We start from the raw sequence: 16002 nt of genomic DNA, 5'->3' as shown, positions 1-16002 counted from the left end.
GGAAATGCCGCGCCGCCTCGCGGTGTCCATGGCCCTCATCGACAAACGCAACAACACGCGTTCGCAGTTCTATTGGATGTGGCTTGCCCATCTGTAACCCCCATGCCTGCCTCAAGGCCAGGGAATCACATCACAGCCAATCTGGGAATCCTGAATCTGAAAAGCAGAGACACGCTCTAGGGCCTATTCCTTCAACGCGTGCGCAATCACATTCTCCAATATCCGCGAGACATTGTTATCGTACCCATTCCAAGGCAGGCTTCCGCAAAAGGTGATGGAGCCGGTCGCAAACACGGAGCCGCCACCGGGGTAACTGCAATAGATCATGTCCGCGTGTTTGGCCTCGGATTCTGAACCTCCCGTGAGATTAGTCAGATGGGTCAGTTGCTCTTCGGGAACGAGCATGAATCCATCCGCACGGGTGACGGAGCGCGCCAGCAGAACCGCGTTGTCCGGCGTACCGATGCGCACGTCCATATGATCAAGCTCAAAACCCGCAGCGCCATTGCCGGAAAAGCCAAAGTCTCCGATTATGTCACCATCGACGCCCTCGAACACCCAATCGAAGTCAGGGTCCCTTGTGACCCGCCGGTAAGGATCGCCAAAGAATTCGCCCTGGGCGGCAAAGCCGACACCTACAAGGTCTTGCGGCGCGCGGCCATTGCGCCGCCACAGCCCGCCATAAGTCCCGTCGAAGGCATTATAATACTCTCCCGGTTCCGCCGCCCAGGCGCGAATGCCATCTTCGGCGCGGCGGATTTCAAGCAGGCTGTCGTTTTCACTATGGATGGCAATGCGCCAATAAAATCCATTACCGCCCAGATAGGCCAGATGGCCGCCATTGTCCCGGTAATCACGCAGCGCGTTCAGGCTTTCTGCGGTATGGTATTCAGGGTGGCTGCCAGTGGTCAGCGCCTTGTAACCCGCAATCGCCGTGTGCCCATAAGCGTGCAGATCCTGATCTGTAACCAAATCGTAATCGATGCCTTTCGCATGCAGCCAACTGATCAAGTGACTATCCGCTGGAAAATGACGCAAGCCCGAACACGGAGTAGCCCCAAACGTAATGTACCCCGGACGCAGGTTGAATAACGGGCGACGGTGCGATCCATGGCAGATACCAGACCCATCCGTATGGTAATTATAGGTGGACAGCCCGTAATGTGGGTGCTCCGCCGGATTGTGCGGATATGCGTTCCAGTCGGTGATCCGGTCTTGCCATGACGGGTGATAATCCGGCCGCGCGTGATTGCCGTAAATCGAATAGGTGAAGGTGGATACAAGCACACAAAGATCGGCCTTGCGCTGCCCCAGAGGTGGGCAAACAAAGAACGGAATCGCCTCCTGGTGGCCTTCGCAGTCGAGCCGCAGGACGTAGATGCCCGAAGGCATGTCATCGGGAATAGTCAGTGTGAAATCGGTATTCCAACCAAAATCATAGATGTCGTCCTGATGGAAATGGATAGCGGCGTAATGCTCCGGTCGGTGGGTCCAGTTCATCTCGGCCCCATCCCAATCCGCGCTGGTGACGGCGCGCGTCGGGAAGTTGACAAGTGTCAGGTCAGGGCCCGTCTCAGCGGGCACCGTCGTTTTTTGGATGTCGCGTCCGAAATCCCAGGCGCACAGCGTCACGCCGTCGGCACTGATGCTTGGTTTCTCGATCTTGCCGTTGAAGTGTTGCACGGCCCGCCCGTCCCGCATATGCGCACCGACCGTGGGCGTACCCTGCACATCAAAGGCCTCACAAGGTGTTTGGGCGTGACTTGGATCACCCGCCTGTCGGCCCACCCGGTGATGACTGATACTCAGAACGCCACGTTCCAGACGCCCTTCGATCCGGTACCATTGGCGCAGTTTAAGGGGCGTGTTCGTGCTTATGATCACCTGACCCGCTTGAATGCATGCTGACCCTGTCGCATCGATGCACAGGTCAATGTCTCCACAGCCGACCAGAGTTTGAGTGTGTGCGCAGCTTTGCGTCGGGTACAGCAGCGCGGAGAACGCCAGAGACGCCCCCGCACTTGCCGAAATCTCCGTTGTCGCCACCCCGTAAGAACCCGCGAAAAACGGCTGATGAACCGACGTGAAACTCCGAGGCGGAAAAAAGTCCGACGCGTCCTCTTCGACGATCCCGGGCCCTTCCGGATTTGGGTCGGCGCTGATGGACCGGACCAGACGGGCGTTGAAGGGCGAGGCCAGCCGGGACGAGACCTTGAATTCCAATATATCACCCGGACGTCCGGACAATTGTTCGACATAGCCGGTCAGCGGCAGGTCTTGCGGGGCTTCACTCACAGCGTCGGTCCCGAGATAGGATCAGGCCCGAGTGACAGTCGAATGGGATCATGCATCATTACCTTCAAGTGAATGGGTTCTGGCCGGGTTTCAAATTAGCGCGTCGGACAATAGCCCGTCATGCGGTCAAGTTACAAAAGCTCACCGCGTCCCTCAAGCCTCGAACGGGGTCGGTGACCGTCACAAACGGGCAACATCGACAAGCGCGGTGTGAGCGCTGCACCCCTGCCCAAGCCGGGACGTTCCAACATCCAGCGTCAGCACATTCGGATTGCCCTGTGGATCGATGTTGCTGCCAGGGTCGCCGTACCAGGCGCCGGTCGGCAATGCGACAACGCCGGGGTAGATTTCAGTCGATATCGTGGCCCGCGCCCGGCAGGCCCCACGTGCGTTGAACACGCGTACCAGATCCCCCTGCACGATGCCCCGCCGCGCCGCGTCATCCGGATGCAGGATCAAGGCGACAGGTCGCGCACCCGGAACATCGGCCAGAGCCGCCTCCAACTGGCTGTGCAGCTTGTCTCCGGGTTGAGGCGACACCAGGTGCAGGGGTGCTGCGTTGGTCGCATTCCCTAACCATTCTGAAGGGGGCAACCACATGGGATGGCCAGGGCAGTCGTCGTAGCCAAAACCGGCAATGGTTTCGGAAAAAATCTCGATACGGCCTGACGGTGTCGGCAGGGGCGATGTGTCCGGCGCGGCGCGAAACGGCGCGAGCAAGGTCTGGTTCGGGGCGTTGTCACGGATCGGAAGGCGCACCCAGTTCTCGCGGCGCAGCGTCTCCAGATCCGGCACGGCTATCCCGGCTTGCGCCGCAAGATCGCGGTACGCATCGTAAAGGGTGGTCGTCCACTCCGTCGCGGTTCTGCCTTCGGTAAACGCATCCTCCACCCCCAAACGCGCCGCGAGACCCGCGAAGATGGCGTAGTCGTCCCGCGCGTCGCCAACCGGGGGGATGAGTTGCGGCATATGGAAAAGATAATCGTCGAGGTTGGACCGGCCGATGTCTTCGCGCTCATAGGGGGTTGTGGCGGGAAACACGATATCAGCGCGTTTCGCCGTTGCCGTCCAGAATGGTTCGTTAACGATGATGGTTTCCGGGCGCTGCCACGCGTCGTGCAGCGCGTTCAGGTCTTGGTGGTGGTGGTAAGGATTGCCACCCGCCCAATAGATCAGGCGAATATCCGGGTAGGCTTCGCGACGCCCATTGAAGTCATAGGGTTGGCCGGGGTTGCGCAGCATATCCGCGACGCGGGCCACGGGTATGACCTTGTCGACCGGGTTCACGCCCTGCGGCAGCGTCATTCCACGCAAGCCGATCAAGGATTTCCCGACGCCGCCGATCGCACCGTAGCCAAAGCCGACACCACCCCCCGGAAGCCCAATTTGCCCAAGCATGGAAGCAAGAACGGACGCCATCCAATAGGGCTGCTCGCCATGTTCGGCCCGTTGCAGCGACCAGGCGACCGTGATCAGCGTACGGGTGGCAGCCATGCGACGCGCAAGGTCGTGAATGGCCTGGGGTGCGACCCCGCAAAGGGGCCCGGCCCAATCCGGCGTCTTTGGTTGGCCATCGCTTTGACCCAGAAGATAGGGCAGGAATTGTTCGAAACCCACCGTGTAGCGGTCAAGAAACGCATGATCCGCCAGATCTTCGGTGTACAGCACATAAGCGAGGGCCAGCATCAAGGCCGTGTCCGAAGATGGCCTCAGCGCAAGCCATTCGCAGCCCGCGGTCGCGTCGGAACGCTGCGGACTGATGTTGATACAGCGGGCGCCCTTGGCCAGACACCGGTCCAGCCAACTGCCGGTGTCATGTTCCGTGATCCCGCCCATGCTGACTTGCGCATTCTTGGGGTTGATCCCGCCGAACATGACCAGCGTTTCCGTGTGGGCGTGGATCGTGGACCAGCCATCCTGATGCTCATAGAGCAACGCAAGGAAATCTGTGCCGAACACATGCGGCATGATGGCCTGCGCGCACCCGGTTGAGTAACTTCCGAACGACGCCACATACCCGCCCGCGCAGTTCAAAAAGCGATGCAACTGGCTTTGTGCATGGTGAAACCGACCGGCTGATCCCCAACCGTAAGAACCGCCGTAAATCGCCTCGTTGCCATGGGATTTGCGCACGCGGTCAATTTCCTGCGCGGCCAAATCAAGTGCTTCGTCCCAGGGCACTTCGACAAAGGGATCACTGCCCCGCCCCGCACGGTCGCGGTGTTCAAGCCATTGCCGACGGATCGACGGGCGCGACACACGCGATCGGTGATGCACGGCCGCAGGCACGCTTTCAGGGATGCGGCTTGGCGCCGGGTCTGGTCCAAAGGGGCGCGTGGCGACGATCCGGTCGTCTTCGACATCGACCTCGAATGCCCCCCAATGACTCGACGTGATCTTTGTTTTTCGTGTCGAACGATCTGCCATTTCAGGTCCTCTGATCAGCATTGCACGTTTTGTCCCTTCAATCGCATATGCCGGAATTCATGCGTCGCACAATAGAAACAAACCGCTGTCTGACAGGGATCAGGACAGCGTCGGCACCGGCGGCGATGGTTGCAGCGCCTCGTATGCCGCTCCGATACGAAGAGCGGTAATTTCATCGTTGGGCCGCGCAATGACCTGCAGACTGGTTGGCAGCCCATCGCTCGCCAGCCCCGACGGCACCGAAAGCGCGCACATCCCGAAATAGTTCACATGCCGCGTAAAGTGACCCGGTGCGACGGATTGGTCGACAGTATCGACCGGTGGAGCGGTCGTCGCCATGGTCGGCGTCAGAAGCGCATCCAAGCCCGTCATACGCCTCAGGTACTCATCCCTTCCAGCAACACGATCCTTCAGGAGACGAATATAGTCCACCGCGGTCACATCGCGCCCCATCAGCATCCTAAGGCGCACGTCCTCGTCCAGAGGAAGGTCATCCTGCTCATAGAGATGACCGCGATGAAAATAGCCTTCGGCAACGATCAGCAATCCACAGGACGACGTCAGATCGGCATAGGGCTGCGCCGCGGAAAAGACGACCAGTTCGGCACCGGCATGACGCAGCTTGTCCAGCGCCGCGTCATAGGCGTGCAGAACATCGCCAGAGCAGGCGCTTCGTTCGTCAGCATCAAGTACGCCCAACCGCAATCCCCGAACACCACGTTGCAGGGCGGCGAAAGTCCCGGTGCCTTGGCGGCGATCGCGCTCGACATGCCATCCTTCGGCACCCTTCATCGCGAGATACATCAGCAGCGTGTCTTCGACGGATCGCGCCAATGGGCCCGGCGTATCCAGCGTGTCCGACAGTGGCAGGATGCCTTCGGTTGGAAGCTGCCCCTCGGTCACCTTGAGGCCGACAAGGCCGCAGTATCCCGCCGGAAGACGCACCGAACCGCCCGTGTCCGTTCCGACACCGCAGACGATCATGCCAGCAGCAGTTCCGGCCGCCGTTCCGGAGGATGACCCCCCCGGCACCCTGTGTACATTCATATCCCAAGGGTTGCGCGGCGTGCCCATTTTCTGGTTTGTGCCCCAGCCTCCCAATGCGAATTCGACGGTTTTTGTTTTGCCCAGCATAATGCCGCCCGCGTCAAACAATCGGCGCGCCAGAGGGCCGGTCGTGGGCGAAATACGGTCCTTGAAGACCATCGAGCCGCCGGTCGTTACCCGTCCTTCGACGTCACAAATATCCTTCAGCCCGAAAGGGATTCCGTGAAACGGCCCCAGCCGCGCGCCTGTCGCCAACATGCGGTCTGCGGCCTCGGCCTGCGCCATGGCCTCTTCGGCATAGACTGCCTGAAATGCGCCAATGACCGGGTCCCATCGTTCGATCCGGTCCAGATGTGCCTTGACCACGTCTGAGGGTCGCAGTGACCCGCTGACGTAACCATCCGTGATTTCCACCAATGACGGATACCGGGTGTCGTCAAGAAAGCGCATTCAGCCCGGCTTCGCTGCAGCAATTTTCTTTTCAGAGAACCAGTCCTTGCCCGGCACCGCGGCCAACAACTCACGGGTGTAGGTTTCCGTGGGGTTTGCAAACATCGTCGATGTTGGCCCGACCTCGATTACCTTGCCGCGCTGCATCACCGCAATCCTGTCACAGACCTGAGCGGCGACACGAAGGTCGTGCGTGATGAAGATCATCGACAGGTTCATGCGGTCGCGAATCTCATCCAGCAGCGTCAGGATTTGCGCCTGAATAGACACGTCCAGCGCGGACACAGGCTCATCCGCCACCAGAATCTCGGGCTCGAGCGCCAAGGCGCGCGCGATCCCGATCCGTTGCCGCTGACCGCCTGAAAACTCGTGCGGAAAGCGCTCATAGGCCCGCGCATCCAACCCGACAATTTCAAGCAATTCCAGCGTGCGGTCCTTGGCTTCCTTTGCACTTGCGCCATACATCATCGGGCCCTGCGCGATGATCTTGCCAATCCGCGTCCGCGGGTTGAGAGACGCGAACGGGTCCTGAAACACCATCTGGATTTTCGATCGATGCGGACGCATTGCCGCCCGACCAAGCGGTCGCAGATCGACATCACCCAGCAAGATCTGCCCCGCTTCGGCGTCGTTCAAACGAACGATGCAGCGCGCCACGGTCGACTTGCCCGAGCCGCTTTCTCCCACGATACCAAGTGTTTCCCCCCGCGCCAGATCGACAGATACGTCATTCGCCGCATGCACGACCCGGCCTTTGCCCCCGAACAGACCGCCACCACTTCGGTAGGTCTTTTCAAGATTCTTGACTCGCATTACGATTTCAGTGGATCGCGGACGTGCGGGACGTGGAACAAGATCCGGCACCGCAGCGATCAGGGCCTGGGTGTAGGGATGGGAAGGACTTCCCAAGACCTGTTCGGTCGTGCCCGTTTCGACCACCAGACCGTTTTGCATGACACAAACCCGATCCGCGATATCGGCAACAACGCCGAAATCATGGGTGATGAACAAGACGCCGGTCCCATGCGCAGCCTGCATTTCCTTGATCAGTTTGAGCACTTGCGCCTGTGTCGTCACGTCCAGCGCCGTGGTTGGTTCATCTGCAATCAGGATCTTGGGATCCAGAGCAAGCGCCATCGCAATCATGGCGCGTTGCCGTTGACCGCCGGAAAGTTCATGCGGATAAGCCTTCAACGTCTGTTCCGGGTCCGGCAACTGGACATCCTGCAAGAGTTTCAGCGCGCGGCTGCGCCGTTCCTTGCCGGACATCCGTTGATGAAAGCGAAAGACCTCGTCGATTTGCGTCCCGATCGTCATGACCGGGTTCAAGGCCGTCATCGGCTCCTGAAAAATCATCGATATTTCGGAGCCTCGGATTTCCCGCAAACGTTCGTCGCTGGCTTGCGCCAGATCCTCACCCTCAAAAACCACGCTGCCTTTGGAGATTTGCACATGCGGCTTGGGCAATAGCCCCATGACGGCCCGCGCGGTCAGTGATTTGCCCGACCCGCTTTCGCCCACGACGCAGAGTATCTCGTTTGGATCGAGGTGCAGGTTCATGCCTTCAACGGCATAGGGCCGCTGACTTTCTGCGGGCAACGCGACGTGCAGATCGGAAATGTCCAGAAGGCGGCTCATGTGCGCTCCCTCAGCCGTGGGTTCAGTGCATCATTGATGCCCTCACCGACAAGGTTAATCGCAAGCACCGTCACCAGAATGGCAATGCCGGGGAAAGTGCAGACCCACCAGGCCGATCGCAAAAGCGTCCGTCCGGCCCCAATCTGAAATCCCCAACTCATGATGTTGGGATCACCAAGGCCAAGGAAGGCCAGACCACTTTCGATCAGAATGGCCGTCGCCACCATGAGCGAGCCGATGACGATCACCGGTGAGAGGCAATTGGGCAGGATTTCACCCAGCATGATGCGGATATCCGACATGCCGAGCGTGTGACAGGCCTGAACGAACTCCCGATTGCGCAGCGACAGGAATTCGCCGCGCACCAAACGCGCGACCGCAGGCCAGGATACAACCGCAATCGCGATCACGATGCTTTCAATGGACGGCTTCATGATGGCGACCAGAAGAATGGCAAAGATGAAAGAGGGGATCGTCTGGAACATTTCCGTGAAGCGCATCAACAGGTTGTCGATGATCCCGCCGTAATAGCCCGCCAAGGCCCCCATCACGATTCCGACGAATACGGCGACCAACGTGGCCAGCAATCCGATCAGGAGCGATGTCTTGGCACCGTGCGCGATCCCTGCGGCCACGTCGCGCCCAAGACTGTCGCTGCCCAGAAGAAAGCCGTTTTCACCGGGCGGCGACATCGGAACGCCGGCAAGGCTGAACGGGTCTGCCGGGAAAAACAAACCAGCCGTTATGGCCAGGAATGTCATTAAAAACAGGATCAGAAGCCCGATGACTGCGCCACGGTTTCGCGCGAAGAGTTTCCAGAATGTCATGCTTCAGTCCACTTCGATCCGGGGGTCGAGCGACGAGTAGACGATATCGACCACCAGATTCACGGCCACGACCAAAAGGGCGGAGAGAAAAAATATCCCAAGCAGCAGGTTCAGGTCTCGGGAAAACAGGGCTTCAAATGCCAACATACCCAGACCGGGCCAGGCGAAAACAGACTCCACAATCACCGATCCGCCGATCAACGCGCCAACCTGCACACCCGCCATGGTCACCACCGGCAGCAATGCGTTGCGCAAGACATGCACGAACATGATCCTGTTTTCCGTCACGCCCTTGGCGCGCGCGGTGGTCACGTAGTCCTGACCCGCCTGCTCCAGCATGGAGGCGCGCATAAGGCGCGTGTAGAGGGCAAGATAGAACAGCGCCAACGTGATTGTCGGCAGCACGAGATGATGCGCGATATCTTTGACCCTGTCCCAGCCTTCATAGAACATTGCGAAGTTTTCCATGCCCGATGTGGGGAACCATCCGAGGTTCAAGGAAAAGACAACGATGAGCATCAACCCCACCCAGAACAGCGGGGTCGCGTAGGTAATAAGTGCAAAGATCGATATTGCCGTGTCGCGCCATGTGTTCAAACCCATCGCGGCGACAAGACCCAGAAAAACACCGAAACCAACGGCAAGGGTTATGGTCGCCACCATCAAAAGAACCGTGGCGAGCAACCGGTCAAAGATGAGCTCGCTGACGGGCATTTCGTGCCGGAATGAATAACCTAGATCCAAGAAGACGACGTTCTTGAGGTAAACGGCCAGTTGCACCGGAAGGGGTTGGTCCAGCCCGAATTTTGCGCGCAATTCGGCCATGTACTCCGGCGTTGCTGACCCCGCTTCACCGGCCAGAACGTCGACGGCATCGCCCTCGGCCAACTGCAACAGCAAGAAATTCAGAATGATAATCGCCAGAACGATTGGAATGGCTTGTAGAAGCCGCTTGACGACGTACCGCATACGGCGCGCGAAATGTGACACGATCGAAGTCCCCCGGTCATGTCTCCGGCCCAAAGCGGGCCGGAGCTTTTTTGCTAAAGATTACTGCTCTATCCAGACACGGTCGAACGGACCGTAAGCCCCAAGCGCCGAGGTCGCGTGGTCTTTAAGCTTGTCATTGTAGACAGTCAGGAATTCCATTTCGAACACGTTTGCCACCGGCAGATCTTCTGCGAGAATACTTTGAATCTCGGCATAGATTTCTGAACGCTTGTCCGCATCCGGCTCTACCGCACCCGCCGCAAGCAGCGCGTCGATTTCAGGGTTAGAGTAGCGCGACGAGTTCACAAAGGCCGTTCCGGGACGGATTTGGTCCGTTCCGTAGTGACGGTGAACACCAAGCACCGGATCGGAAAGCTGGTAGAAGTAGTTGATGTTCATCTGGAAGTCATAATCGCCATAAATGCGTTTGATCCATGTCGGGACATCTTCGTAGCGCAGTTCCACTTCGAGACCGAGCGGCATCAGTGCTTGCTTCAGGTATTCGCCCGCACGTCGCCAGTCTTCGCCGTAGGGGATCAGATCCAGCGTGAAGGACCCTCGCACGCCGTCCGCATCCGGCATGATGCCAGCGTCGTCCAGAACAGCGATTGCCGCTTCCACATCGCCACTGGCGGGGTAGTTTGGCATACCCGCGGCATAAAGCCCGGTCGCATCAAAGTTGCTGGACAAGGCCGCGGTCGCCGGCTTGCCATAGCCGAACCAGATGTTTTCGATCAGAAAGTCACGGTCAACCACAAGCGAGATCGCTTTGCGCATCGCCGGGTTGTCGAAGGGCGCAATGGTCGTGTTGAACTCAATCAACGCCATCGGGTTGATCATCGAATAGCCATCGGTCGTGACCGAGAAACCGTCCATCTCGCGCAAACGCACGGCATCAATGTTCGGGATCGCACCATAGGCGCCGTAGAGCACCTCGCCATTTTCCATTGCGGCAGTCCGCGTCGATGCATCGGGAATAAACCGGCCTACGATACGGTCAAGATGGGGCAGGCCCGGCTTCCAATAGTTTTCGTTCTTATCCAGACGAATGTACTGGCCCTTCTTCCACTCGACGAACTTATATGCGCCGGTGCCGACTGGGTTATTGACCAGATCCGCGCTCCGCAGGTCCTGACCTTCCAGAAGGTGCTTGGGAACTATCGGGCTTTCATAACCTGACAGGGCCCGCAGCATATAGGGCGCCGGATTGGCAAGGTTGAACACGGCCGTGTGGTCATCCGGCGTATCGATAGACGTCACTTCGCGGAACGAATTCGGGCCCCGTGGGTGCACTTGCTTGAGCACATCCATCACGGTGAACTGCACATCGGCCGATGTGAACGGCGCACCATCATGCCACGTCACGCCTTGGCGCAGGGTGAACGTAACGGTCTTGCCGTCGTCGCTCACTTCATAACCTTCGGCGAGCGCAGGAACGATGTTCAGGTCGTTGTCATAGTCGAACAGGCCATCGTAAATTTTCGGAGCCACCAGACCGATTGGGCCAGAGGTCGAAAGATAGGACGCAAGCGATGGCGGCTCAGGCTGAACAATATAAACGAACGTACCGCCAGCGTCTTGCGCGGCGGCCAAACTTGGACCAAAGGCCACTCCGATTGCGCACAAGGCCGCAGTGGCCAAGTTCCGGAATTTCATTTTATTACCTCCATGTCAGACAATTTTTCATTTTTTCTAAGTGCGCCCACAATGCCCTAATATTCCATTCGGGCAAGCTCCTAACGCGCTGGCTCCCGGAAACACCCTAAAAACATTGAGGAAAATTCTGCGGTGCCTGCTTTTTGAGCAACCGCCTGCAAAGCAACATCCGGGTTGAGAACGGCCTGCGAATCGCGCCGCAACGGCTGTCTGCGTCATTGGACCAGTCTCAGTTCGCCGCCATGTTCCTGATGCTGACCGGAACAGAAGTCACTCAAATCGAGAGGACCAGCGCTCTTGTTGAACTCTGAATTGTCATTCTATGCAAAGGTGCGGCATCCGATTGAAGAGGTCCGCAAAACCGGGCAGCGTGCTGAGGTGTATCCAACCTTGACGACAGGCTGCACAAATGACGAAGAGACGCGGTTTTTCGGGCAAGTTCAAAGCTACTTTGGCGCTTGCCGCGCTGCGTGACGACATGGAAACGGCAAGCCATTGATCACTGCCCGGCAGTGTTATGCGTCGCATGATCCCGAGAGGACAAGCTTCCATCGCGGAACTGAGCAAGCAACTACTACCGGGGCTTTTGTGGCGCTGTCTGAAGTCGTGCCTGTGCTGGAAGCCGATGCACACACGGACTGGGACCGCGTCGATCTGGCGGGCCTGCGGGCGCATCCGATGGATATGGCACGGTTGGTGTCTGAGATTGCAGTGACTGAGACCAAGCGGCCAGAAGGACTCGCCACGTTCCGCCGCTTGGTTCTGGTCCATGCCGCGCAACTCGCGAGCGACAATCACTGGACAGTGGAAACCTCAAAACTGGAAAGCGGGATGGAGTTGCGTTTGCCAGTGACGATCCTGCCGTGGTCACCTGCATCAAGGGACTTGGCGTCTTCGGACTGATAGCGAGCCAGGATCGTCATCGAGAGCACATCTGATGAAGGCGCTTGGCGAAGGCACGAACGACCACAGGCCGCCGCGACAGGATTATCACAGCTTTGGCTTGCAAATCCGCATATACCCCATGTAGGTATATGGGATGGCTCTGTTTCGCATCCTTCTTGTCGCCATTTTGGCACTGTCTGCTTCGGTTTCCGGAGCAATGGACGCACGGCATGCGACTGTCATGGAGCATAGCAAAATGGCAGCAAGCGAAGTGATCGCCGATCAGCCAGTCTGCTGTTCGGAAAGCTCAGAGCGCTCCCAGACCTGCCATGTCCTGTCCGCCTTGCTTCCAGGTGCAGACCACGATGATACCGCTCCTGCTACCTGCCAGGATATGTCCTTCGGTGGCGGCCTGCTGCTGACGGGCTTTGAGCCGTCCGGCCCTCTCGATCCTCCCCGCGCTGTGTGATGCTTTGCGCGCTCTGCCGAGCGCGTCTTCCAAATTTGCAATACATCTGAGCGGGCATTGCCCGCGCCTATTCCTGACGAGAGGAACTGACATGAAACCGATAACGACACTACTCGCCTTTGCCCTTGCCAATGGCCTCGCCTTCTTTGGCTCGGTCGGGATGGCCCATGCCGACAGCCACGCTGGCATGATGGATCACGGTACGATGCACGTGACCAAAAGCCCGACATGCGGCTGTTGCGGCGCTTGGGTCACGCTGGCCCGTGAAGAGGGCTACGACATCGAGGTCACGGACACCCGCGATGTGACCCGCATCAAATTGGACAACGATGTGCCTGGCGCAATGTGGGCCTGCCATACCGCGATAATCGACGGCTATGTCGTCGAAGGTCACGTGCCGTTTGTGGCCATTGCCAAGCTGCTCAAAGAACGCCCGGAGATCACCGGGATCGCGGTGCCCGGAATGCCCGGCGGCTCTCCCGGCATGGGGAACGATCCGACCGCGCGGTATGACGTGATGGCCTTCGGCGGCGATGCCGGTAAAGGCGCGGTCTTTCATCGGGCCGGTCTGTGAACCGGGTTTTGGCAATCAGCCTCGGGGCAGCGGTTCTGGTAGGAGCCGCTGTCCTCGCCTGCGGGTGGGGATCGTCCGACCCGGCGGGAACCGTTCTCAAACCTTCGGACCAGCAGGTGTTGGCCATTGGGCAGGCGATCTACGCAGACAACTGCGCGTCCTGCCACGGCGCAGAGCTCGAAGGTCAGCCGAACTGGCGGTCGCCCGGTTTGGATGGGCGGCTCCCCGCGCCGCCTCACGATGAAACCGGACATACCTGGCACCATGACGGCGACACGCTCTTCCGTCTCACGAAATACGGAACCGGAGCGCTGATCGGTGATCCTGACTACGCAAGCAACATGCCCATTTATGAGAGCATCCTGACTGACGATGAGATCATCGCAGTCCTCAGCTACATCAAATCGACCTGGCCGCAAAAAATCCGCGAAAGGCACGATGTGATGGAGCGGAACCGATCGCGGTGATAGCCTCGGTGCCGCTGTTGGCGAGGAGAGCATTCGGCGGTGGCATGGTGGCGCCCATGGCCGTCGGCGGCGTGACCTACCCGCAAGGCACCCGGGCGACCGCAATAGTGGCCATTTCCTCGCTCTTCGTGGTCGTTGCGATTCAGACCGGAGATGCGCTGGAGATCGTCGTCCATACTGGTCTAGCCGCGGGCATTGTGACTATGGCGACTATCGGCGCGCGCACCACCTCCTGAATACTGACCGCGGCTTTACTTTGGCATGGGATTTTCGACGTGGTCGCCGGATCAGCCATCGCAAACCCCGCGCCTGGATGATGGGTGCCGTTCTGCCTCGGGATTGACGTGGTGCTGGCGGCGGCACTCGCCGCGATCGTCCGGCGCGGGCGGACACTCGATTAATATGCCTACCGGGACGCCTTCTGTAAGAGCCCGATCAGTTCATCGAACTTCGCCCTTTGTTCTTCCGGATCTCCGCTTTCAATGGCGGATTCCACGCAGTGTTGAGCGTGGTTTTCGAGGATCAACTTCTCGACCCCCAGAACAGCAGACCGGATCGCGGCAGTTTGGGCCAGAATATCCATGCAATAGCGGTCGTTCTCTACCATCTTTGCAACACCGCGCACCTGTCCTTCGAGCCGCGACAGACGGTCCAGCGTTTTTTCCTTGTTGGCCTTCATGCGGCGGCGCTCCCTTTTTTGGAACCTTTGGCTGACCATTTGGTTATATACCCCATATGGGTATATCCAAGAGGCAAGCAATGGCACATCAGGACGACACTACAATGGTTTCGGACAACGCGCATCAGGATAGCGACGTCAGCAAAGGCAGCGGCTATGGCCGGTTCTTTGCCATGATCGGGACGTCGACCATTGTGATGTACGGCCTGATGTATCTCAACACCTACGCGCTGAGTCACGTATTCTTCTCACAGACCCGGATGTGGATGGCCCTTTACATGGGCATGATGATGGCCATCATCATGCTTGCCTTCATGCTCGGCATGTATTCCAACCGAAAAGCCAATATCGCGATTTTCACTGGCGCGGCCATCGCCTTCGCCGCGGGCGTTTACCTCGTCCGGTCGCAGGACACGGTGGGCGACGTTGCCTGGATGAAAGCGATGATCCCGCACCACTCCATCGCGATCCTGACCAGCGAGCGCGCCAATATTTCCGATCCGCGCGTCCGCGAACTGGCCGATGCGATAATCCAGGCACAGCGCGGCGAGATCGCGGAAATGCAGGAATATATCGCGGACATTGAAGCAAATGGTGATGCAGCCCCAGGCACATCCCGAACAGAACCCTGAGACGACGGAGACCTATCATGCCGAAAGATACCCGCAACGTCGCCGATGTGACGACCGATCCCGCAACAGCCGCCACCGAAAAGACCGCCGTTCTCTACCGCATGGCCCTGCCGAACCATCTGTGCCCGGCGGGCCAGAAAGCGCGCTGGCTTCTGGAGAGCAAGGGATACAAGGTCGATGACCGGCTGTTCCGGGAGCGGCCCGAGGTTGATGCATTCAAAGAAGAATACGACGTTCCCACCACGCCACAGGTTTGGATCGAAGGCGCACGCGTCGGTGGCTATGATGCTCTGCGCCGGAAGCTCACAGACTACGACCCGGATGCGCCGACCTACAAACCGGTGATCTACCTCTTCGCCGTGGCCGCCGCGACGTCACTTGCTTTGTCCATCGGATTTCTCAGCGCGATTACATGGCAGACGCTCGGCTGGTTCATCTCGGTCTCGATGATCCTTTTGGGGATGCAGAAACTCCGGGATATGGAGAGCTTTACGACGATGTTCCTCAACTATGACCTGCTGGCGCGCAAATGGGTGCCATACGCCTATATCTATCCTTGGGTCGAAACCGGGGCAGGCATTCTGATGACCGGCATGTTACTGACTTGGCTTGCCGCGCCGGCGGCGCTCCTTATCGCCACTGTCGGCGCAATCAGCGTGTTCAAGGCCGTGTACGTCGACAAGCGCGAGCTGAAATGTGCCTGCGTGGGCGGGAACTCGAACGTGCCCCTCGGGTTCGTAAGCTTGACCGAAAACCTGATGATGATGGGAATGGCGATCGTGATGCTCGTCCTGATCATGGTCTGATGCTTATTCTGGGCGATAGGCAAAGCTCGGGCTGGCCACGTGGAGATTCGTTACATCTTCAACATTCGGCGGAGGCAGGCATTTATACTCGTGCGCCTGAATTGACCTGAGGTTTTCCCCTCAAATCACTTTGTATTCTTTGAGCGATACGACGCGGAAG

The 16002-nt window shown here is 58.8% G+C and carries 16 protein-coding genes; 8 read left to right on the top strand and 8 right to left on the bottom strand.

Going from position 1 to position 16002, the window contains the following annotated elements; all coding sequences use genetic code 11:
• Positions 1-183 precede the first annotated feature (183 nt).
• The 7 genes from LC354_RS21360 to LC354_RS21330 all read right to left on the bottom strand — a co-directional run bounded on the left by LC354_RS21360 (position 184) and on the right by LC354_RS21330 (position 11330).
• Positions 184-2295, bottom strand: a complete 2112-nt coding sequence (locus tag LC354_RS21360) for a N,N-dimethylformamidase beta subunit family domain-containing protein (RefSeq protein WP_223427689.1) — start codon at positions 2293-2295, stop codon at positions 184-186.
• A gap of 180 nt (positions 2296-2475) precedes the next feature.
• Positions 2476-4722: a molybdopterin-dependent oxidoreductase gene (locus LC354_RS21355; protein WP_223427687.1), complete on the bottom strand. Its 2247-nt coding sequence runs from the start codon at positions 4720-4722 to the stop codon at positions 2476-2478.
• Positions 4723-4821: 99 nt separating this feature from the next.
• Positions 4822-6219: an amidase gene (locus LC354_RS21350; RefSeq protein WP_223427682.1), complete on the bottom strand. Its 1398-nt coding sequence runs from the start codon at positions 6217-6219 to the stop codon at positions 4822-4824.
• Positions 6220-7857 (bottom strand): ABC transporter ATP-binding protein, encoded by a 1638-nt coding sequence (locus LC354_RS21345; protein WP_223427681.1) that lies wholly within the window; start codon positions 7855-7857, stop codon positions 6220-6222.
• Entirely contained in the window at positions 7854-8684 is an 831-nt protein-coding gene (locus LC354_RS21340; protein WP_223427680.1) for an ABC transporter permease, read from the bottom strand. The genes LC354_RS21345 and LC354_RS21340 overlap by 4 nt, the downstream gene beginning before the upstream one ends.
• A gap of 3 nt (positions 8685-8687) precedes the next feature.
• Positions 8688-9674, bottom strand: coding sequence for an ABC transporter permease (locus tag LC354_RS21335; protein ID WP_317849375.1), 987 nt, complete (start codon positions 9672-9674; stop codon positions 8688-8690).
• A gap of 60 nt (positions 9675-9734) precedes the next feature.
• The gene (locus LC354_RS21330; RefSeq protein ID WP_223427679.1) at positions 9735-11330 is read right to left on the bottom strand and encodes an ABC transporter substrate-binding protein; all 1596 of its coding nucleotides are present in this window, start codon (positions 11328-11330) and stop codon (positions 9735-9737) included.
• A 143-nt stretch (positions 11331-11473) separates the two neighbouring features.
• Here LC354_RS21330 and LC354_RS21325 point away from each other — a divergent pair, with 143 nt between their 5' ends.
• The 6 genes from LC354_RS21325 to LC354_RS21300 all read left to right on the top strand — a co-directional run bounded on the left by LC354_RS21325 (position 11474) and on the right by LC354_RS21300 (position 13961).
• Positions 11474-11641: a hypothetical protein gene (locus tag LC354_RS21325; RefSeq protein ID WP_223427678.1), complete on the top strand. Its 168-nt coding sequence runs from the start codon at positions 11474-11476 to the stop codon at positions 11639-11641.
• A gap of 277 nt (positions 11642-11918) precedes the next feature.
• Positions 11919-12233, top strand: coding sequence for a hypothetical protein (locus LC354_RS21320; RefSeq protein ID WP_223427677.1), 315 nt, complete (start codon positions 11919-11921; stop codon positions 12231-12233).
• 136 nt (positions 12234-12369) lie between these two features.
• Positions 12370-12684: a hypothetical protein gene (locus tag LC354_RS21315; protein WP_223427675.1), complete on the top strand. Its 315-nt coding sequence runs from the start codon at positions 12370-12372 to the stop codon at positions 12682-12684.
• A gap of 91 nt (positions 12685-12775) precedes the next feature.
• Positions 12776-13258: a DUF411 domain-containing protein gene (locus LC354_RS21310; protein ID WP_223427673.1), complete on the top strand. Its 483-nt coding sequence runs from the start codon at positions 12776-12778 to the stop codon at positions 13256-13258.
• The gene (locus tag LC354_RS21305; protein ID WP_223427671.1) at positions 13255-13725 is read left to right on the top strand and encodes a c-type cytochrome; all 471 of its coding nucleotides are present in this window, start codon (positions 13255-13257) and stop codon (positions 13723-13725) included. The genes LC354_RS21310 and LC354_RS21305 overlap by 4 nt, the downstream gene beginning before the upstream one ends.
• Before the next feature lie 17 nt (positions 13726-13742).
• On the top strand, positions 13743-13961 hold the full coding sequence (locus tag LC354_RS21300; RefSeq protein WP_223427669.1) for a hypothetical protein: 219 nt from the start codon (positions 13743-13745) through the stop codon (positions 13959-13961).
• A gap of 170 nt (positions 13962-14131) precedes the next feature.
• Here LC354_RS21300 and LC354_RS21295 read toward each other — a convergent pair whose 3' ends face one another.
• Positions 14132-14404 carry a metal-sensitive transcriptional regulator gene (locus tag LC354_RS21295; RefSeq protein ID WP_223427667.1) on the bottom strand — a complete coding sequence of 91 codons (273 nt, stop codon included), beginning with the start codon at positions 14402-14404 and terminating at the stop codon, positions 14132-14134.
• Between the two features lie 80 nt (positions 14405-14484).
• Here LC354_RS21295 and LC354_RS21290 point away from each other — a divergent pair, with 80 nt between their 5' ends.
• The gene (locus LC354_RS21290; RefSeq protein ID WP_223427665.1) at positions 14485-15036 is read left to right on the top strand and encodes a DUF305 domain-containing protein; all 552 of its coding nucleotides are present in this window, start codon (positions 14485-14487) and stop codon (positions 15034-15036) included.
• Positions 15037-15053: 17 nt separating this feature from the next.
• Positions 15054-15842, top strand: coding sequence for a MauE/DoxX family redox-associated membrane protein (locus LC354_RS21285; RefSeq protein WP_223427663.1), 789 nt, complete (start codon positions 15054-15056; stop codon positions 15840-15842).
• Positions 15843-16002: the final 160 nt, after the last annotated feature.

This window comes from Tateyamaria pelophila (assembly GCF_019966495.1).
Lineage (GTDB): Bacteria > Pseudomonadota > Alphaproteobacteria > Rhodobacterales > Rhodobacteraceae > Tateyamaria > Tateyamaria pelophila.
The sequence above is the reverse complement of the archived record's forward strand: the minus strand, read 5'-3'. Positions and strand labels throughout refer to the sequence as shown.